The 18717-nt window shown below is 75.6% G+C and carries 16 protein-coding genes; 10 read left to right on the top strand and 6 right to left on the bottom strand.

Annotation, left to right across the window (positions count from 1 at the left end; genetic code table 11):
• Positions 1-89: 89 nt before the first annotated feature.
• Both BMY04_RS14915 and BMY04_RS14910 read right to left on the bottom strand, forming a co-directional pair.
• Positions 90-902: a hypothetical protein gene (locus tag BMY04_RS14915; RefSeq protein ID WP_091182351.1), complete on the bottom strand. Its 813-nt coding sequence runs from the start codon at positions 900-902 to the stop codon at positions 90-92.
• Between the two features lie 276 nt (positions 903-1178).
• A complete protein-coding gene (locus BMY04_RS14910) occupies positions 1179-4292 on the bottom strand; it encodes an ATP-binding protein (protein ID WP_170854161.1) in 3114 nt (1037 codons plus the stop codon).
• 390 nt (positions 4293-4682) lie between these two features.
• Here BMY04_RS14910 and BMY04_RS14905 point away from each other — a divergent pair, with 390 nt between their 5' ends.
• The gene (locus BMY04_RS14905; protein ID WP_091182345.1) at positions 4683-6107 is read left to right on the top strand and encodes a four-carbon acid sugar kinase family protein; all 1425 of its coding nucleotides are present in this window, start codon (positions 4683-4685) and stop codon (positions 6105-6107) included.
• Between the two features lie 25 nt (positions 6108-6132).
• On the top strand, positions 6133-7041 hold the full coding sequence (locus BMY04_RS14900) for an NAD(P)-dependent oxidoreductase (RefSeq protein ID WP_198410189.1): 909 nt from the start codon (positions 6133-6135) through the stop codon (positions 7039-7041).
• A 56-nt stretch (positions 7042-7097) separates the two neighbouring features.
• Here BMY04_RS14900 and BMY04_RS14895 read toward each other — a convergent pair whose 3' ends face one another.
• Both BMY04_RS14895 and BMY04_RS14890 read right to left on the bottom strand, forming a co-directional pair.
• Positions 7098-7832 carry an SDR family NAD(P)-dependent oxidoreductase gene (locus BMY04_RS14895; protein ID WP_198410188.1) on the bottom strand — a complete coding sequence of 245 codons (735 nt, stop codon included), beginning with the start codon at positions 7830-7832 and terminating at the stop codon, positions 7098-7100.
• A gap of 70 nt (positions 7833-7902) precedes the next feature.
• Positions 7903-8379, bottom strand: coding sequence for a MarR family transcriptional regulator (locus BMY04_RS14890; protein ID WP_232506424.1), 477 nt, complete (start codon positions 8377-8379; stop codon positions 7903-7905).
• A gap of 58 nt (positions 8380-8437) precedes the next feature.
• On the opposite strand from BMY04_RS14890, the gene BMY04_RS14885 reads away from it, so the two are divergent.
• Together BMY04_RS14885 and BMY04_RS14880 are read left to right on the top strand one after the other, a co-directional pair.
• Positions 8438-9091 (top strand): DUF998 domain-containing protein, encoded by a 654-nt coding sequence (locus tag BMY04_RS14885; RefSeq protein ID WP_170854160.1) that lies wholly within the window; start codon positions 8438-8440, stop codon positions 9089-9091.
• Between the two features lie 26 nt (positions 9092-9117).
• Positions 9118-9789, top strand: coding sequence for a DUF998 domain-containing protein (locus BMY04_RS14880; RefSeq protein WP_091182342.1), 672 nt, complete (start codon positions 9118-9120; stop codon positions 9787-9789).
• A gap of 84 nt (positions 9790-9873) precedes the next feature.
• Here BMY04_RS14880 and BMY04_RS14875 read toward each other — a convergent pair whose 3' ends face one another.
• Positions 9874-10806 carry an NADP-dependent oxidoreductase gene (locus BMY04_RS14875; protein WP_091182340.1) on the bottom strand — a complete coding sequence of 311 codons (933 nt, stop codon included), beginning with the start codon at positions 10804-10806 and terminating at the stop codon, positions 9874-9876.
• Positions 10807-10985: 179 nt separating this feature from the next.
• Complete coding sequence (locus tag BMY04_RS14870) at positions 10986-11567, bottom strand: TetR/AcrR family transcriptional regulator (RefSeq protein WP_091182338.1); 582 nt, start codon at positions 11565-11567, stop codon at positions 10986-10988.
• Positions 11568-11655: 88 nt separating this feature from the next.
• On the opposite strand from BMY04_RS14870, the gene BMY04_RS14865 reads away from it, so the two are divergent.
• The 6 genes from BMY04_RS14865 to BMY04_RS14840 all read left to right on the top strand — a co-directional run bounded on the left by BMY04_RS14865 (position 11656) and on the right by BMY04_RS14840 (position 18656).
• Positions 11656-13233 (top strand): alpha-L-fucosidase, encoded by a 1578-nt coding sequence (locus BMY04_RS14865; protein ID WP_091182336.1) that lies wholly within the window; start codon positions 11656-11658, stop codon positions 13231-13233.
• A gap of 103 nt (positions 13234-13336) precedes the next feature.
• A complete protein-coding gene (locus BMY04_RS14860; protein ID WP_198410186.1) occupies positions 13337-14566 on the top strand; it encodes a multidrug effflux MFS transporter in 1230 nt (409 codons plus the stop codon).
• Between the two features lie 58 nt (positions 14567-14624).
• The gene (locus BMY04_RS14855) at positions 14625-15626 is read left to right on the top strand and encodes an ROK family protein (RefSeq protein WP_091182332.1); all 1002 of its coding nucleotides are present in this window, start codon (positions 14625-14627) and stop codon (positions 15624-15626) included.
• Positions 15627-15636: 10 nt separating this feature from the next.
• On the top strand, positions 15637-16434 hold the full coding sequence (locus tag BMY04_RS14850; RefSeq protein WP_170854159.1) for an inositol monophosphatase family protein: 798 nt from the start codon (positions 15637-15639) through the stop codon (positions 16432-16434).
• Positions 16435-16564: 130 nt separating this feature from the next.
• Entirely contained in the window at positions 16565-17467 is a 903-nt protein-coding gene (locus BMY04_RS14845; protein WP_139209871.1) for a C39 family peptidase, read from the top strand.
• On the top strand, positions 17451-18656 hold the full coding sequence (locus tag BMY04_RS14840; protein ID WP_091182325.1) for a hypothetical protein: 1206 nt from the start codon (positions 17451-17453) through the stop codon (positions 18654-18656). Before BMY04_RS14845 ends, BMY04_RS14840 begins: the two co-directional genes overlap by 17 nt.
• Positions 18657-18717 lie beyond the last annotated feature (61 nt).

Here is an 18717-nt window from a genome sequence, read left to right as displayed (position 1 = left end):
CTGCAGGGCTCGTACGCTCGCTCGGTCGTGCACGGGACCGAGGCCGTTGGCGGACCGCACCGCCGTCCGGTGACGGCGCGGTCCACCGGTCAGGGGGCGGCGACCCGGTCCACGCGGGAGGTCGTCGGAGCGCTCACCGACCCGCCCTCGAAGGCCACCCGGTACGCGCCCGGGCCCGGGAAGGCGACGGTCGTGCGGAACGTGCCGTCCTTCTTCGTCGTCAGCCTCACGACGTCGGTCGTCGGTGAGCCGTCGGCCCCGCCGAGGGTCTGCACGACGACGGGCTTGCTGACCCGCCGGTAGCGGTGGGTGTTCCAGTCGGCGCGCTCGAGGGTGCCCGTGAAGGTCAGCCTGCCGTGGCGCACGGGCTCGGGGCCGGCGTTGAAGGTGGCTCGGGTGGCCCGCCGGACGTGGCCCTCGACGGTGGTGGTCTCGGACGTCCCGTGAGACCCGCCGTCGACCTCGTAGCGGACGGTCCAGACGCCGGCGTCGGAGTTGCGCAGCTCGGAGGGCTTGATCCGCACCGCCCCGCGCCAGGCGGTGTAGGGGTCGTCGTCGTCGGTCGCGCTCTTCTCCAGGGGGACGCGGAACGTCGTGCTGGGGGAGGTGATGACGGCGACGGCGCCGTCGACCGCGCAGCCGCGGTCGGTGTAGACGACGAGGTAGCCGGTCCGCGCCTTCTTCGTGCCGACGACGACCTCGAGGCCGCGGCCCACGTTGATCGGGTGGGCTGCGTCGTCGCAGTCGAAGTCGGACGCGCTGGCGGGGGGTGCGAGTGCGGCGACGCCGCCGGTCAGGACGAGGCCGGCGAGGGCGGTGGCGACGAGGTGCTGCTGGGTGGTCGTGGTCCTTCTGGGCGTGGTGGGCGTGGTGGGCCGGTGGGCCTGGTCGAGATCGGTCATGGAGACGAGCCTGGGGGAGCGTCCTTGGCGTCGGCTTGCGCCGGCGGATCGCGCTGGACCCGGGCCGACCCAAGCCGGACGCAAGCGCCGCTCCGCGGGAGCACGGCGGGGACGCCCGGGCCACCGGGCACCAGCCGACCGCAAGGTCACCGGTGCACGATGGCGGCGCCCGCGTCCCGAGGAGGCCTGATGGTCGACGTCCCACCGCCGCTGATGACCCTGGAGGACCTGTTCGGCGAGGAGGAGCCGGATGGTCCGACCGAAGGCGGACCGGGGTCAGAGCAGCCGCTCCCGGCGAGCCCGCTCGAGGCGACCCTCGCGCTCGACGGCGTCGTCGAGGCGCCCGAGCCGACGTAGGACCTGGGCCTCGAGAGCGAGCCGCTCCACCAGCACCGCATGCTCCCCGATGTCCGAGCCGGCCCGCTCGGCTTCGACGAGGGCGGCCAGGGCCGCGCGCTCGTCACCGACCCGGTGGTGCAGGTCGGCCACCAGCCACCAGATCATCGTGACGAACGCGGGTCGTTCAGCGACCGAGCCCAGCGCCTCGCGTGCGGTGCGGAGCTCGGTGAGCCCGCGGTCCAGCTGTCCGGACGAGCCGTGCCCCCAGCCGACCGGGAGCAGCGAGAAGACCGCGAGCTGGTCGAAGCCGAGCCGCACGGCGTCCGCGAGGCCGACCTCGGACCGCAACGCCTGGTCGGGCTCACCTCGCACGGCCCACCGGAAGCCCTGCGTGACCCAGCGGTAGATCGAGGTGAAGGGGTGGTGCGTGACGGCCGGATGGGCGGCAGCCCGGGCCGCGGCGGCGTCGGACTCCTGCTGCTCCCCGAGCTGGGCGAGCACCAGGGACAGCCAGACGGCAGCGGTCGGTTCGGGGTGCTGGAGGAAGACGTCGAGCCGGACCTGGCCGGCGTGGCCGGCGAACGCCTCGACGGCCTGCTCGAGCTCTTGGCGCGCCGAACCGAGCCGGCCTCGGTGCCAGTGCGTCTGTCCGCGGGCCAGGTGGGCGGCGGCGCCGAGCATGGCGTCCCCGGCCCGCCGACCGGCTTCCTCGAGGGCGTCGGCGTCGGCGTACGCCTGGTCGAAGTCGCCGGAGACCAGGGCGATGCCCCAGCGTCCCCACAGGGCCGGCAGCAGGTGCGGCGCCGACCCGAGCCGCTCGGCGAGCTCGAAGCTGCGGCGCCGCTCGAGCGCGACGGCGTCGTCGTTGTAGCCGCGGACCAGGGTGAGCAGCGTGGCCAGCCGTGTGCGCACCTCCAGCTCCAGCACCTCCGCCGTCGCCCCCGGGGCCTGCCGCGCCAGGTCGAGCGCGCGGCGGAGGTGGCGCTCGGCCTCGCTGGGGGCCGACGCGGCCAGGTCGACCTCCGCCGCGAGCAGGGTCGCCGCCACCGCGCGGTCGACGTCGCCCATCAGGCCGGCTGCGGCCCAGTGGGAGGCGATCTGGGCGGCCCGCTCGCGTCGGTCGCCCGGCAGCTCCTCGAGGGTGGCCGCGGCCGCCGCGTGCAAGCCCGCCCGCCGCATCGGCCCCAGGCCGGCCACCAACGTCTCCTGCACGAGCGCGTGGGAGAACCGAAGCCGCTCCAGGTCCTCGACGGGGGCGACGATGCCGTGGGCGACGGCGGCGTCGACGTCCTCGGCCAGGTCGACGGCCCGGCGGCCGAGCACCCGGGCGAGCAGGGACAGCGAGAGCTCGCGTCCCAGCACCGCGGCGACGCCCAGGAGGTCCACCGTCCCCGCGGGCAGGTGGGTCAGCCGGCGCTCGACCACCGTCCGGACGTTGTCCGGCACGGGGCCACCGGCGCGTCCGGGGGCCTCGGTCTCGTGCTGGCGCAGCCGGACCAGCTCGGAGATGAAGAAGGGGTTGCCGTTCGTGCGTTCGTGGAGCGCCGCCGCCTGCTCGGGTCGCACCGGGCGCCCCAGCTGCGTCTCGGCCAGCTCCGCGACCTCGCCCACGTCCAGCCCTGCGAGGTCGAGGCGGACGACCGCGCTCCGTCGGGCCAGGTCGGCCAGCAGCCCGGGACCGCGGTCGGTCGCGGTGTCGGAGGGGGAGCGGACGGTCCCGACGATCCGCAGCGGGACGTCACGCACCGTCTCCAGGACGAAGCCGAGGAGGTCGGCGGAGTCCTGGTCGGCCCAGTGCAGGTCCTCGAGGACCACCACCAGCGGGCGCCGGCGGGCAGCCGCACCGAGGAAGCCGGCGACGGCCATGAACAGCCGGGCCCGGTTGACCTCCCCGCCCGCCGAAGGGTCGGGCACGGCGCCACGACCGAGGAGGCCCTCGACCTCGGGACCCGACTCGGAGACGAGGACCGCGGTCTCGGTCGGACCCCGCCTGCGCGCGAGCGCACCGAGCGCCTGGCTCCAGAGCCACAGGCCCGCCGTGCTGTCGTGGTCCCAGCAACGGCCCCACTCGACCTCCACCGACCCGGGCAGCCCGGCGACCACGGCCTCCACGAGCGCGGTCTTGCCCACCCCCGCCTCGCCGACGACGACGGCTGCTCGCACCTGCGGGGACGACAGCGTGAGCAGCGCCGCGAGCCGGGTCCTCTCCTCGGTCCGACCGACGAGCCCGTCGGCCGGTTCCTCGGGTGTCACGCTCGGCCGGTGGACGGTTCGTGCCCGGGCCGCCTCGGTGGACGCGGGTGCCGGCAGGTCGAGCGCGGGGTCCTGGGCGAGGACGCCCGCGTGCAGGCGCCGCAGCGCGGGTCCGGGGTCGACGCCCAGCTCGTCGGAGAGGATCTCCCGGCCTTCGGCGTACGCGCGGAGGGCGTCGCCCTGCCGCCCCGAGCGGTACAGCGCCAGCACCAGCGACGCCCGCAGCCCCTCACGCAGCGGGTGCTCCGCGACGATCGCGGGCAGGGTGGTGGCCAGCTCGGCGTGACGGCCCAGGACGAGGTCGAGCTCGGCGCCCAGCTCCACGGCGGCCAGCCGGAGGGCCGTCAACCGGTCGGCCTCGGCGCGGGCGAAGTCCGCGTCCACGTCCGCGTACGGCTGCCCCCGCCAGAGGCCGAGCGCCTCGTCGATGCACGCCCGGGCCGCGACCGGGTTGCCCGAGCCGGCCTGGGTGCGGGAGCGGACGAGCAGCGCCGAGAACTCGACGGCGTCCACGCTCGTCGCGCCGGTGCGCAGCAGGTAGCCCGGTGCCCGCGTCTGCAGCGTGAGCTCCGGATGGGGGCGGAGGCGGCGGCGCAGGTGCGACACGGCGCTGTGCAGCGTCCCCGGCGCGGTCGACGGGCCGAGGCCCCAGACCCGTTCCTGCAGGACCTCGGCGGCGACGACGTGGCCGGCGTCGACCACCAGCGCCGCGAACAGCGCCCGGTGCCGCGGCGGTCCGAGGTCGACGGCCTCGGGTCCGGCGAGCAGCGTCACCGGTCCCAGCACCGAGATCCGCACCGCGGCCGGCCTCTCTCCCCGCAGCTCTGGTCCCTCGTGGACGCAGGCGCCGGGAGCGCCTGATGGTAGCGCCCGCTCGCCGCACGGTGAGAGGTGACGCGTCGCCACGACGCTTCTCGCCTCCGCCCTCGGCGGTCGCGCGTCCGCTGTGCACCCCGCGAGGTGCGGGCGGTCGTCGTCGGCACCCTGAGCCAGGCAGCAGCGACACCGACCGTGCCCGGCGCTCGAGAGCGTCCAGGTCCTGGGCCGGGACCGGCTGCGGGCACCCGGTCCTCCACCTGCCGCGTCCGGTCGGACCCGGTTGGGGGACGATGTGGCGGGCACAGCCGCGGCTCGTACGTCCCCGGGCCTCCGAGCTCGGGCTCACCACGCGGTGCGGAAGGAGGGGCGGTGCTGGAGGCGGACCTGCTCGCGCCCTTCCCCGACGAGGTCGCGGTGCCTGCTGCCACGGTCGCGGCGGCCGTGGCTCGGTCGGGCCGGGTGCTCGTCGTCCTCGACGACGACCCCACCGGGACCCAGTCGGTGGCCGACCTGCCCGTGCTCACGCGGTGGGCGGTCGAGGACCTGCGCTGGGCGCTGGAGCAGGGGGCGCCCGCGCTCTACGTGCTCACCAACACCCGCAGCCTCGACCCGGCCGACGCCGAGCAGCGCAACCGCGAGGTGGTGACGAACGCTCTCGACGCGGCGTCCGCCGCGGGCGTGGACGTGGGCTTCGTCAGCCGCAGCGACTCGACGCTGCGCGGGCACTTCCCGCTGGAGCCGACCGTCATCGCCGACGTGCTCGAGCGGCACGCCGGCCGGCGTACCGACGCCGTGGTGGTGGTGCCGGCCTTCCCCGACGCGGGGCGGATCACGGTCGGCGGCGTGCACTACACCCGCGCCGCGGGCGGCACGGTGGTCCCGGTCGCGGAGACCGAGTTCGCGCGGGACGCGACCTTCGGCTTCCACTCCTCGGCCCTCGCCGAGTACGTCGAGGAGAAGTCCGCCGGCCGGTACGCCGCCGCCGACGTGCTCGTCCTCGACCTCGCCCTGGTGCGCGGCCCCGCCGAGGCGATCGCCGACGTCCTGGACCGGGCGACCGGCATGACCCCGGTGGTCGTCGACGCGGTCACCGAGGACGACCTGCGCTCGCTCGCGCTCGGGCTGGCCGAGTCCGAGCGTCGCGGGCGGTCCCTGCTCTACCGCGTGGGCCCACCCTTCGTCCGTGCCCGCGTGGGGCAGGAGGTCCGCGCGCCGCTGACCGCGGACGAGGCGTTCGCCGGGACCAGCCCGGCGCCGGGCGGGGGCCTGGTCGTCGTCGGGTCGCACGTCGCGCAGACCACCCGCCAGCTCAAGGCCCTGGTCGCCGGGCACCCGGCCGTCGTCGTGGAGGTCGGCGTCGACCGGCTGCTGAGCGGCGCCGACGCCGCGGCCGAGCTCGACCGGGTCGTCGCGGCGGTGAGCGCGGCGCTGGCCGAGCAGGACGTCGTGGTCCACACGAGCCGGCTGCTGGTGCGGCGTGACGACCCGGCCGAGAGCCTGCGGATCGCCCGGACGGTGTCGGGCGCCGTCGTCGAGGTCGTCCGCCGGACGCTCGCCGCCCACCCGCCCCGCTTCGTCGTCGCCAAGGGCGGGATCACGTCCTCCGACGTCGCCACGTCCGGCCTGGGCATCCGTCGTGCCGTCGTGCGGGGACCGATGCTCCCGGGCATCGTCTCGCTGTGGCAGCCGGTCGGCGGCGCCGCAGCAGGCATCCCCTTCGTGGTCTTCGCCGGCAACGTGGGCGACGACCGCTCCCTGCTCGACGTCGTCCGCGTGCTCAGCACCGCGTCCTGACCACCACCGACCTCGAGGAGCAGCCGTGCCGAGCGAGACGCCCGCGTACCAGGTGACCGTGCTGGGCCTGGGGGCCATGGGCCTGCCCATGGCCGCCCGGCTCGCCGAAGGGCTGGCCGTGCGCGGCTACGACCCGGTCGCGGAGCGGCGGGCCCTGGCCGAGGAGGCGGGGGTCCGGGCCTTCGAGTCCGCCCGCGAGGCCGTCGCCGACGCGGACGTGGTGCTCCTGGTGGTGCGCGACGGGGCACAGCTGGACCAGGTGCTGTTCGGCGAGGCCGGCGTGGCGCCGGTGCTGCGTCCTCGGACGGTCGTCGTGCTGGGGAGCACCGTCGGCACCGAGGCGGTCCCGGCGACGGCAGGACGGCTGGCCGAGCTGGGCGTCGACCTGGTGGACGCCCCGCTCTCGGGCGGCCCGGTGCGCGCACGGGCCGGCGACCTGCTGATCGTCGTCGGCGCGCAGCCCGCGGCCCTGGAGCGGGCCCGGCCCGTGCTCGACCTGCTGGCCTCGACCCTCACCGTGGTCGGCGACCGGCCGGGCGACGGCCAGGCGCTCAAGACCGTGAACCAGCTGCTCTGCGGCGTGCACATCGCCGCGGCGGCCGAGGCGCTCGCGCTGGCCGGCGCGCTCGGGCTCGACCAGGAGAAGACCCTGGCCGCGCTGGAGGCCGGCGCGGCGGGCTCCTTCATGCTGTCCAACCGCGGACCGCGGATGCTGCAGGCCTACGACGACGACGGTGCGGAGGTGCTCAGCCGGCTCGACATCTTCGTCAAGGACATGGGGATCGTCGGCCGTGCCGCCCGCGGAGCGGGTCTGCCGGCCCCGGTGGCTGCGGCCGCCGAGCAGCTGTACCTCCTCGGCCAGGCGCAGGGGCTGGCCGCCGAGGACGACTCGGCCGTGATCAGGGTCGTCGCGCCGAGCCGGCGCGAGGCCTGAGACCGGTGCGGCGCCCCTTCGTCAGGAGGAGAGCCGCCACATCCTCGCCGCCGTGATCAGCGGGCCTCGGGGTCGGCGCCGTGCGCGGCGCGGCCGCCGTCGACGGGGAGCACGGCACCGTTGACGAACCCGGCGGCCGGGGAGAGGAGGAAGGCGACCGCCTCGGCCACCTCGGCGGTGGTGCCGACCCGGCCCAGCGGGTGCAGGGCCGCCATCGGGGCGTCGACCTCGGGGTGCTCGCCCCGGTACTGCTCGAACCGGCCCGTGCTGATCGAGCCCAGGGCCACCGCGTTGGTCCGGACGCCCTGGGGTCCGTGGTCGACCGCGACCGCGCGGGTCAGTCCCTCGACCGCGGCCTTGGCCGTGGCGTAGGGCAGGGCGCCGCGCACGGCCCGCTGGGCCTGGTGGGACGAGACGTTGACGATGGCGCCCGGACGCCCGTGGTCGAGGAAGTGGCGCACGGCGGTGTGGCACCCCGTGACGGCCAGGCCGAGGTTCGCGGTGATGAGCTGCAGGACCTCCGGCGCGCTCGCCGAGGTGAGGCCGGCGTCGCGGAACACGGCGGCGTTGTTGACCCAGCCCGACAGGGGAGCGAGGGACTCGGCCGCCGCGGCTGCGGCTCGGGCCACCGCGGGGTCACCGGCGTCACCGCTGACCAGCCGGACCCGCTCGTGGTCCCAGCCCAACCCGGTGGCCACGTCGAGGACGACGACGGCGCCGTCGCGCGCCAGCCGCTCGGCCACGGCGCGGCCGACGCCGTCGGCGCCGCCGGTCACCACGAAGGAGTGCACGGCCCGATCCTTCCAGCGCAGCGCCACCGCCGTCCACGCCGGCGGCGTGACCGTGCTCGCGGGACGCCTCCTACCGGGACGCCCGCAGCCGCGCGACCTCGTCGCGGTTGATGGCGGTCGCGGTGGCCAGGGCCGTCGTGAGCAGCTCGACCTGGTCGTCCGACAGGGTCTCGAGGTAGGCGCCCCACCGAGCGGCGAGGCGCCCGTAGACCGGGCCGACCTCTGCCAGCACCCGCTCCGGGACGGCCTCGACAAGCACCCGGCGCCGGTCGGCGTCGTCGCGCCGGCGGGTCACGTACCCCGCGCGTTCCAGCCGGTCGACGAGGGCGGTGATCGCTCCGCCGGCGCTGACCCCCACCTCGGCGGCGAGGTCGCCCGGCGTCCTCGCCCCGCTCGCCATGAGCACTCCCACCACCTGCAGGTCCACGCCGTTGAGGCCGGCCGAGCGCGCGATCGCGTCCTGGAGGAGCACGACGTACGCGTTGTGCTCCCGCATGGCCAGCGCCTGCGCCTCGAGGTGCGCCGCCGTTGCGCGGGGACCCATCATCACCTACGATCCCTCTAAAATAGAGACACCCGGAACAAGAGACAGTCGAGGAACCATTGTGACGCGCTCCGCCCTCCTCGTCCCCGTCGGGTCGGGACTGTTCACGCTGGCCTGGCTGGTCCTCGGCGCCGTCAGCCCCGGCTACACCCTGTTCGGGCACACGATCGCGCCCTACTCCTGGGTCAGTCAGCCGATCAGCGGCCTCGGTCTCGGGGTGACGGGACCGTGGATGAACACCGCCTTCGTGGTCAGCGGTGTCCTGGTCGCGGTGGGCGTGCTGTCCGGCGCACGGTCGTGGCACGGCCGGCTGGGCCGGGCGGCGTGCGTGCTGCTCGCGCTGCTGGGGGTGGGGATGGTCGTGTGCGGCCTGTTCACCCTGGAGTCGATCATGCTCCACCTGCTGGGCTTCGTGATCGCCGTTCCGCTGCCGGCGCTCGGCCTCGTCCTGGCCGGCGTCCACCTCCGCGGCTCGTCGACGCGGCTGTCGGCCGTCGGGATCGTCGGGGGCCTGGTGACGCTGGTGCTCTTCGTCGTCTTCCAGGCCACCTTCGACGCCTCGGGCGCCGGCGGCAACGAGGGCGTCTCCGGGCTCGTCCAGCGCGCCCTCGTCCTGACGGTCATGGCGGCCGTCTCCGTGCTCGTCGTCGCGGTGTCCCGGCCGCCGGCGGCCGCCGCCGGCGCCACCACCGCGGACCGGCTCAGCGTCGGTTGACCCCTACCCACCGATCGGAGCCCACCGTGCCCCAGCCCTCCGCGCCCCAGCCCTCCGCGCCCCAGGCCTCCGCGCCCCAGCCCTCCGCAGCCCGGGACCGCACCGCCCGGGCCCTGCTCGTCGGCGGCGTGCTCGCGGGCCCCTTCTACGTGCTCGCCTCGCTGGTGCACGGCTGGCTGTCCGAGGACGTCGACCTGCTGCGGGACAGCTGGAGCCTGCTGTCCCTCGGCCCGTACGGCTGGGTGCACGTGGTCGTGTTCCTCGTGACGGGGCTGCTGGTGATCGCCGCCGGGCTCGGCCTCCGGTTCCGCGGCCGTGGGGTCGCCGGGCCCGCGCTGGTCGCGTACGGAGCCCTGCTCGTCGTCGCCGGGCTGGCGCTCCCCGACGCGCCGGGAGCCGGGACGACGGTGCACGGCGTCCTCCACCTCGCGGCCGGCGGGCTGGGGTTCGTGGCCTTCGTCGTCGCCGCGGTCGCGTCGGCCCGACGGTTCGCGCGCCAGGGCGCCCGCGGCTGGGCCGCGTGGTCGCTGGTCGCCGCCGTCGTGCTGCTGGCGGGGTTCGCCGGCGTCGCGAGCGGCTCGTCCAGCCCGGCGGCGGTCGTCGGCCTCACGGTGGGGGTGGTCCTGTCCGACGTGTGGCTCACGACCGCGTCGCTGCGGGCGTTCCGCGAGGCCGGCAGGGGCGCCGCGACCCCGTGACCGACGGGCCGTCGGGTCGTCGAGTCGTCGAGGACGAGGCCTCTGGTCGCGGCTCCGGGACCTGTCCCTCCGTCGCGACCCGGGTCAGGCCGGCAGCACGATGACCTTCCCGGTGACCGGGTGCTGCGCCGCCTCGGCGTGCAGCGCCGGCAGCTCGGTGAGCGGGATGCGGCGGGTGACCTCGACCGGCAGGTCGCCGGAGTCGACGAGCGCCGCGAGCCGGGCGAGCCGGTCGCGGTTCGGGAGCACGAACACGGTCGCCGACCGCACGCCGCGCGACGCGTCGTCCGGGGTGGGGATCCACGCCGTGGTGCTCACGACCGCACCGCCGTCGCGGACCAGCGCGACGAGCGCCGCGAACGCCGCCGGCTCGATCGGGGCCAGGTTGAGCAGCACGTCCACCTGCCCCTGGACCGCACCGAGCAGGTCGGTGGTGGTGTGGTCGACCACCTCGTCCGCGCCCGCGGCGCGCACGGCGTCGATGCTCCGGGGGCTGGCCGTGGCGACCACCGCGACGCCGGCCCGCTTCGCGAGGCGGACGGCGTACTTGCCCACGACGCCGCCCGCGCCGACGACCAGCACGCGCTGGCCGGCCTCCAGCCGGCCGTCGTCGAACAGGGCCTGCCACGCGGTCAGGGCCACCGAGGGCAGCGCGGCCGCGTCGGCGAGCGGGATGGACGTGGGCGCCGCGACGACCGCGTCGGCCGGCGCGACGACGTACTCGGCCGCACCGCCGTCGCGCTCCATCGGCAGGAACCCGAACACCGTGTCCCCGACGCCCGGCTCCTCGACCCCGTCCCCGACCGCGTCGACCACGCCGGACACGTCGTAGCCGGGTACGTGCGGCAGCACGACCGGGATCGGCAGGAACCCGGCGCGCATCCCGTTGTCCGCCGCGTTGAAGGCCGACGCGGCCACCCGCAGGCGCACCTCGCCCGGACCTGGCGTGGGCTGCTCGACGTCCTCGTAGCGGAGCACCTCGGGCCCGCCGACCTCGTGGAAACGGACTGCCTTCATGGGTGTGGTCCTCTCTGCGTCGCACCGGGGTGCCTCGACGTCGAGGGGGTTCCTCGACGGTGCGCCGCCCGGGGCCGGACGCGTGCCGGAGCCCTCCGAGGAGCGCGTGCCCACTGTACGAGTAACGGAGGTTTACCTCCGCTTAGGGGTCCTCGGTGAGCAGGGCGGGCGCCAGCTCCTCAGCGCTGGGCGTCGCCGGCGATGCCGCGCAGGAAGACGACGCGCTGGTCCTCGGCTGACTCCGCCCAGCCCTCGACGTCGGTCATGGGCTGCGCGAGCATCGAGCCGAAGCGCACCACCGTCCACGCGGAGACCTCCGGCCGGACCGAGCCGTCCTCGTGCCCTCGGTCGACCATCGCGCTCATCAGCCCCTTGAGGCGTCCGCGCAGGGCGCCCGACTCCGAGCCCTCGGTCAGCGGCGCCCCGTGGAGGGGGAGGACCAGCTCGTCGCGGTGCTCGAACGTCCGGCGCAGGTAGTGCCCGATCGCCTCCAGCCCGGTGGGACCGTCGCGCAGCGCGCCCTCGGCCTCGGCGATGAGCAGGCCGTAGGCGCGCACCTCGAGGGCCTCCAGGAGCGCGGCCCGGCTCGGGAAGCGGCGGTAGAGCGTGCCGATCCCGACGCCGGCCTCGGCCGCGATCTGCTCGAGCGGCACGTGCTTGCCCTCCCCGAGGCCGGCTCGGACGGCGGCGGCCAGCAGCCGGTCCGCGTTCTGCGCCGCGTCGGCGCGGAGCCTGCGCGGCGCGCGCGGCTGCTCGTCCATGGCGCCACCCTGCCGCGCTTCGTCGTCGTTGCCAACGACCGACGTGACCCCACCCCGGCAAACATCCGATGTCTGACATCCTGACGGCATGTCCGACGACGTTCCTCCCGCTCAGCCCACCGCTCCGACCAGCCCGCCCACCACCACGGACGTCAGGTGGCCGGAACGCCCGGCGCCCCTGGACGACGTGGCGGAGCTGGCCCGCGTGCAGGCCGTGATCGACGCCGGGCCCTACGACGACACCTGGGAGTCGCTCGCCGCCTACACCGTCCCGGACTGGTTCCGCGACGCGAAGTTCGGCGTCTTCCTGCACTGGGGCGCGTACGCGGTGCCCGCCTTCGGCAACGAGTGGTACGCGCGGAACATGTACCTGCCCGGCACGCCGGAGTTCGAGCACCACCGCGCGACGTACGGCGAGCACACCGCCTTCGGCTACAAGGACTTCCTGCCCCGCTTCACCGCGGAGCACTGGGACCCGGTCGACTGGGCGAGCCTCTTCCGGCAGGCCGGGGCGCAGTTCGTCGTGCCCGTGGCCGAGCACCACGACGGCTTCGCGATGTACGAGACGGCCCGCTCGCGCTGGAACTCCACGACCATCGGCCCGCACCGCGACGTCGTCGGCGAGCTGGGCGCGGCCGTGCGCGACCAGTGGATGGTGCTGGGCGTCTCGTCGCACCGCGCGGAGCACTGGTTCTTCATGAACGGCGGCACGACCTTCCCCTCCGACGTGACCGACCCGGAGTTCAGCGACTTCTACGGCCCGGCCCAGCGCGAGGAGCTGGCGCCGAACGAGGAGCACCTCATCGACTGGTTCCTGCGCACGGTCGAGCTCATCGACCGCCACCGGCCGCAGGTGCTGTGGTTCGACTGGTGGATCGAGCAGCCGGTCTTCAAGCCGTGGCTGCGCCGGCTGGCCGCGTACTACTACAACGAGGCCGCGCGCTGGGGCCGGGAGGTCGTCATCCAGTACAAGTGGGACGCCTTCGCCCCGGGCACCGCCGTCCTCGACCTCGAGCGCGGCGCCATGGCCTCGACGCACCCCGACGTCTGGCAGAACGACACCTCGATCGCCCGCACGTCGTGGAGCTGGATCCCCGACCACCGCTACAAGACGCTGCCCGAGCTGGTCGCCGAGCTCGTCGACGTCGTGGCCAAGAACGGCGTCCTGCTGCTGAACATCGGCCCCAAGGCCGACGGCACCATCGCCGACACCGAGCGCGAGCTGCTCACCGGGATCGGCGACTGGCTGCGGGTCAACGGCCAGGCCGTGTACGGGTCCCGGCCCTGGGTCGTGCCCTCCGAGGGGCCGACGGTCGAGGTCGAGGGGTCGTTCATCGACGCCGAGGAGCGCCGATTCACCGCGCGCGACGTCCGCTTCACGACCCAGGAGCGCTACGGCAACGTCCGCGTCTACGCCACGCTGCTCGACTGGCCGGCCGACGGGGTGGCGCGCATCGAGGCCTTCGGGACGGCGGCGAACCGGCTCGAGCGGCCGATCGCCTCGGTCGACCTGCTGGGTCACGGCGAGGTCGAGTGGCACCAGGGGGCCGACGCCCTCGAGGTGACGCTGCCCGCCGAGCGGCCCAGCGCCGTCGGCGCGGTGATCCGGGTGACGCGCGAGGCGGTCGAGGGGCACCCGCGGCTGCCGTTCGAGCTCACCCTCTGAGGCCCGCCGGGCCGGCGCGCGGCGGCCGCGCCGGCCGAGACGCCCGCCGTGCCGGGCCCGGTCCGGGGTGAGGATGGGAGGACCCCGAGCCGCGAAGGACCCCGTGCCCGCCACCCGTACTCTCGCCGGTCCCGCCGGGGGCCGCACCGCCGTGCGGGCCCTGCCGCCCCTCGTGCCCCTCGCGGTGGTCACCGGCATCTCGCCGCTCGCGACCGACATGTACATCCCGGGCCTGCCGGGCATGGCCGTCGACCTCGGCACGACACCCGCGGTCGCGCAGCTGTCGCTGACGGCGTTCCTCGTGGCCTTCGCGCTCGGCATGCTCGTCGTCGGCCCGGTCAGCGACGGGCTGGGCCGGCGCCGGATCATGGTCGTCGGCACCGCGCTGTTCGTGCTCACGTCGGTGGCGTGCGCGCTCGCGCCGGACGCGAGCGTGCTGCTCGTGGCGCGCCTGCTGCAGGGCCTGGCCGGCGCGGCCGGCGCCGTGGTCGGGCGGGCCATGGTCACCGACGTGCTCGACGGGGACCGCCGGGCCCGGGTGATCGGCCTGCTGTCGGCCATCAACGCGGTGGCGCCCGTCGTCGCGCCGCTGCTCGGCGGCCTGCTGCTCCGGTTCGGGACCTGGCGGCTCACGTTCTGGGCGCTCGCCGTGACGGGGACGCTGCTGCTGGTCCTCGTGCTCACCACGTTCCCCGAGACGCTGCCGGCCGAGCGGCGGTCGCACGGCGCCGGGGTGAGCGCCAGCCTGCGACGCATGGGGGTGCTGCTGCGGATGCCCCGGTTCGTGCTCTACCTGGTGACGTCCTGCGTGGCCACCGTCGGCTTCTTCGCCTACATCGCGACCAGCTCGTTCGTCTTCCAGGAGCTGTACGGCTACTCCGAGTCGCGCTACACGCTGGTCTTCGCCACGAACGCGTCGGCCATGATCGTCTCGACCCTGCTCTTCAGCCGCCTGGTCGGCCGGGTCTCGGAGGACCGCCTGCTGTCCGTCGGCCTCCTCGTCGCGACCGCCGGCTCGGCGGCCGTCCTCGTGCTCGCGCTCACGTCCGCGCCGGGCGGGGCGCTGTGGGCCGCGCTCGCCGTCGTCACCGGGGCGCAGGGTCTCGTGATCACCGGGTCGGCGACGCGGACGCAGGCGCTCGGTCACGCGATGCCCGGCACCGCCGCGGCCCTGTCCGGCGGGCTGGCCTTCGGCGTCGGCGGGCTGGGCACGCCGCTCGCCGGCCTCCTCGGCGGCACGGCCGTCGCGATGGGGACCGTGATGCTCCTCGGGCTCGGGGTCGGCGCGCTGCTGCAGACCGTCGTCGCCCGGCGGGTGGCGTCGGCGGGCTGACGCGGGGCTCGGACGGGCCGGCGGAGCGGACAGCGGGCACCGGTACGGTGCCTGCGACATGGACTCCCCGCGCGACCGGCAGCACCAGGACCCGGACCGGGTCGTCCGCCTCGGCGTGGACTGGGGCGGGACCAAGATCGAGGTCGTCGCGCTCGACGGCGACGACCGGCAGCTGCTGCGGCACCGTGTCGACACCCCGCGCGGCGACTACGCCGCCTGCCTCGAGGCGATCGCCCGGCTCGTCGACGAGGCCGAGGCCGCGCTCGGGGTCACCGGAACCGTCGGCGTCGGCCTGCCCGGGTCGCTGGACCCGCGCACGGGCGTGGCCAAGGGCGCGAGCTCGACCTGGCTGATCGGGCGGCGCGTCGAGGACGACCTCCGGAGGGCGCTGGGACGCGAGGTCCGGACGGCCAACGACGCCGACTGCTTCGCGGTGTCGGAGGCGACCGACGGCGCCGGGGCCGGGCACCGCGTCGTCTTCGCGGTCATCCTCGGCACCGGGGCCGGGGCCGGCATCGCCGTCGACGGCCGGGCGCACCACGGGCCGAACCACAGCGCGGGGGAGTGGGGCCACAGCCCGCTGCCCGTCCCCGACGTGACCGAGGTCCCCGGCCCGCCCTGCTACTGCGGCCGGCACGGCTGCATGGAGCAGTGGGTGTCGGGGCGGGCGTTCGCGCGCTCGTACGCCGTCCACGCCGACCTCGACCTGGCCGCGCCCAGCCAGGTCACCCCGCGCGACGTCATGGAGCGGGTGCGGGCCGGGGACCGCCTGGCCCGCCTGGTCTGGCAGCGCTACGTCGACCGCCTCGCGCGCGGCCTGGCGACGGTCGTCAACGTCCTCGACCCCGACGTGCTGGTCATGGGCGGCGGGATGGCGAACGTCCCCGAGCTCTACGACGACCTCCCGCCCGCCCTGGCCGACCAGACCTTCTCGCCCTGCTTCTACACGCCGGTGGTCAGGGCCGCGCACGGCGACAGCAGCGGCGTCCGCGGTGCCGCCTGGCTGTGGCGCGACCCCGCGACCCCGGCGGCCGCGATCCCGAACCCCACCCCCCGCTGAGGAGACGACCGTGACGCAGGAGACCGCCGAGACCTGGCTCGAGGAACGGGCGCGGGTGGCGGAGGAGATCATCCGCGACGCCGGCGCCGTGGCGCTGGGCTACTTCGACCGGCTGGGCGAGCTCACCGTGCGGAGCAAGGGGGTGCAGGACGTCGTCAGCGAGGCCGACGTGGCGGTCGAGGAGCTGGTCAAGGAACGGCTCGCTCAGGCCTTCCCCCACGACGCCTTCCTCGGCGAGGAGACCGGCCACGCCGACTTCCCGGGGAGCGAGGGCATCTGGGTCGTCGACCCCATCGACGGGACCCAGCCCTTCGTCAGCGGCCTGCGCACGTGGTGCGTCTCGATCGCGTACGTGCGCGACGGCCGGGTGCGCCTCGGCCTGGTGAACAACCCGGCGGCGGGCGAGCTGTTCGTCGGGGCGACCGACCGGCCGGCCACGCTGAACGGCGCGCCGATCAGCCCGAGCACGGCGACGTCGGTGAGCGAGGGGCTGACGTTCCTGGGGTGCTCGGCGCGGGTCGGGCCGGAGGACGTCGTCCCCGTCCTGGACCGCCTGATGCGCCGCCACGGGATGTTCGTGCGCAACGGCTCCGGGGCGCTCGGGCTCTGCGACGTCGCCTGCGGCCGGCTGGTCGGCTACGTCGAGCCCCACATCAACGCCTGGGACTGCCTCGGCGCCGTCGCCGTGCTCGACGCCGCCGGCGCCCGCGTCAGCGACTACCTGACCCCGGAGACGCTCCTCGCCGGCAACAAGATCGTCGCGGCCACGCCGGCCGTGTTCGACGAGCTGGTCTCGATCTTGGGTTGAGCTTCGGGCCCCGTGAAGCGGCTCGGGGGGAACGACTTGATCACGACCGTTGCGGGTCGCCGCGACGGACCTTAGTGTCTCCGCGTTGCCTGCTCGGGCAGCGGCTCGGGGCCGGACGAGAGGACTTCACGTGGCTCCACGAGCGCGGACCGTACGCCGACTGATGGTGCTGGGCGTGACGGGAGCCGCGGTGCTGCTCGGTGCCCAGCCGGCCTTCGCCGGCGGCCCGCCGACGAGCAGCCCCGCGGGCGGTGCGGCTCCTGCCGCCACGACGGACGCCTTCCGCTCCGCGGCGCGCAGCGTGTCCGCGGTGACCGGGCCCGAGCGTTCGCTGGTCGTCGGCGTCCCCACGCTCACGGCCGACCAGCAGGCGTCCGTGGCCGCCAAGGACGCCGCCGTGGCCCGCGTGCTCGCCTCCAGCCGCCGCGCGGGCGCCGCCCGGCTGGCCGGGGCCCGCTCCGAGGCCGACGACCCGCTGCCCAGCCACCGCTCGATCAAGGCCGTCAAGCAGAAGGCGCAGTCGCGCTCCTACTGGTGCGGGCCGGCGACCCTGCAGATGCTCGCCCTGGCCGACGGCGCGAAGATCTCGCAGAAGACCGCGGCCAAGCGGTTGAAGACCACGAGCAGCGGGACCAACTGGTACAGCGGCGCCGGGAACTACCCCATGGAGCGCGCCCTCGAGCGCTACTCCGACGGCTTCGACTACACCCCGCAGAACCTCGCGTACACCCCGAGCGACGCCGACGTCGCGACGTTCCGCGACCGCCTGGTCGCCGACATCGCCGTGCAACGCCAGGGCATCGCGGGCAACGCGGTCGAGGTGCGCAACGGCCCGCACCTCAACGGCCACCCGAACCGCACGATCTACCACTGGGTGGCGGTGCGCGGCTACGACGACGACGGCGACACGACGCGCTACGCCGACTCCGTCGCGGGGTCGAGCATCTCCTGGGCCGCGCCGGTGCCGCGCTACAACGAGATTGACACCGACAAGATCGTGACGATCTTCGGAGCGCGTGGCTACGTCTGGTGACCTGAGGCTCGTCCGCCTGCTGGCCGGTCTCGCGACGGCTGTCCTCCTCGGGGGCACGGCCTGCTCGGGACCGGCGGGCGGCGACGCCGCCCCGACGGGCACCCCGTCGACGGCTGGGCCGACGGCCGCGGTCGGGGACGGGGACGGTCCACCGTGCACGGTCGCGCTCCCGGCGTCCTGGGACGCCGCCCTGCACGCGGGTGTCGTGGCCCCGCAGGCCGGCGAGACGCTGACGGTCGCGCTCGGGCTTGGTGACGGGTCGGCGTTCGCGGTCTCTGACGTGCCCGGCGTCCGGCACGCCCTCGTCCGGCGGCACGGAGCCTCGGCGGGGGAGGACCCCGGCTCCGACGTGGTCGTCCAGGACCTCGGGCTCGACCACCCCGAGTGGCAGGTCCTCGGCGCGACCTGGGACGGGCGCCACCTCGCCTACCGGGTCGACCGGTCGTACGCGGACTTCGAGGACTTCGCGCTGTACGTCTGGGACAGCCAGGGCGGCCGCCGCCCCGTCGAGGTCGCCCATGGCGAGCGCGACGCCGACGGCAAGCTCATGCAGACGCCGTTCGTCGACCCCGTGCTCGCCGACGGCTGGCTCTACTGGACGCAGACCCGCGACGCCGACCCCGGCCGCACCGTGGTGTCGGGCTACCGGCTCGCCGACGGCCACGTCGAGCGCCTGGCACGCGGGTTCAGCCGGGCGCCGGTGCGGTTCGGCGACCTGCTGGTGCGGGCGGACAGCGCGAAGGCCGCCCAGACCTCGAGCCTGCGCGCCCTCGACCTCGCCGGCCACCGGCCGGCCGGCCTGCCCGCGCCGCTCGCCTCGGTGCGGGGGCCGTACTACCTGGCGGCCGACGAGGACACCTTCGCGTGGGTGGGTGGGGCTCAGGGCGACGAGGTCTGGGTGTGGCGCGCGGGCTGGCCGGCGGCCCGGCTGCTGGCCGCGCACGCCACCGGCGCGCAGTTCCCGCGGGTCGCCGGCGACACGGTGGTCTGGACCGGTGACGACGCGACCTGGGTGGGCGACCTGCGGAGCTGGTCCGCGGCGCGGCTGACCCCGTCCTACGGCGGCGTCTGGGCCGACGGCGGCCCGGTCGTCACCGTGGCGTTCGCGCCGCAGGAGAAGGGCGGGCCCTCGGTCCAGGCGCTGCTGGACACCACCTCCGTCGGGCCGCTGGGTCGCGCCGGCTGCTGACGCGCCGCGGTTCGCACCGCCGACGGACGCACCCCGATGCTGTCGGTCCCGGCTGGCAGCA

The organism is Microlunatus flavus, from assembly GCF_900110855.1.
Taxonomy (GTDB): Bacteria; Actinomycetota; Actinomycetes; order Propionibacteriales; family Propionibacteriaceae; genus Microlunatus; species Microlunatus flavus.
Note: the sequence above shows the minus strand (reverse complement) of the source record. Positions and strands in the feature narration are given on the sequence as shown.

Bases quoted from the DNA above. Each gene is read 5' to 3' on its own strand.
- BMY04_RS14915 (WP_091182351.1), bottom strand. From the start codon at position 902: ATGACCGATCTCGACCAGGCCCACCGGCCCACCACGCCCACCACGCCC.
- BMY04_RS14890 (WP_232506424.1), bottom strand. From the start codon at position 8,379: ATGATGGGTCCCCGCGCAACGGCGGCGCACCTCGAGGCGCAGGCGCTG.
- BMY04_RS14875 (WP_091182340.1), bottom strand. From the start codon at position 10,806: ATGAAGGCAGTCCGTTTCCACGAGGTCGGCGGGCCCGAGGTGCTCCGC.
- BMY04_RS14870 (WP_091182338.1), bottom strand. From the start codon at position 11,567: ATGGACGAGCAGCCGCGCGCGCCGCGCAGGCTCCGCGCCGACGCGGCG.
- BMY04_RS14865 (WP_091182336.1), top strand. From the start codon at position 11,656: ATGTCCGACGACGTTCCTCCCGCTCAGCCCACCGCTCCGACCAGCCCG.
- BMY04_RS14855 (WP_091182332.1), top strand. From the start codon at position 14,625: ATGGACTCCCCGCGCGACCGGCAGCACCAGGACCCGGACCGGGTCGTC.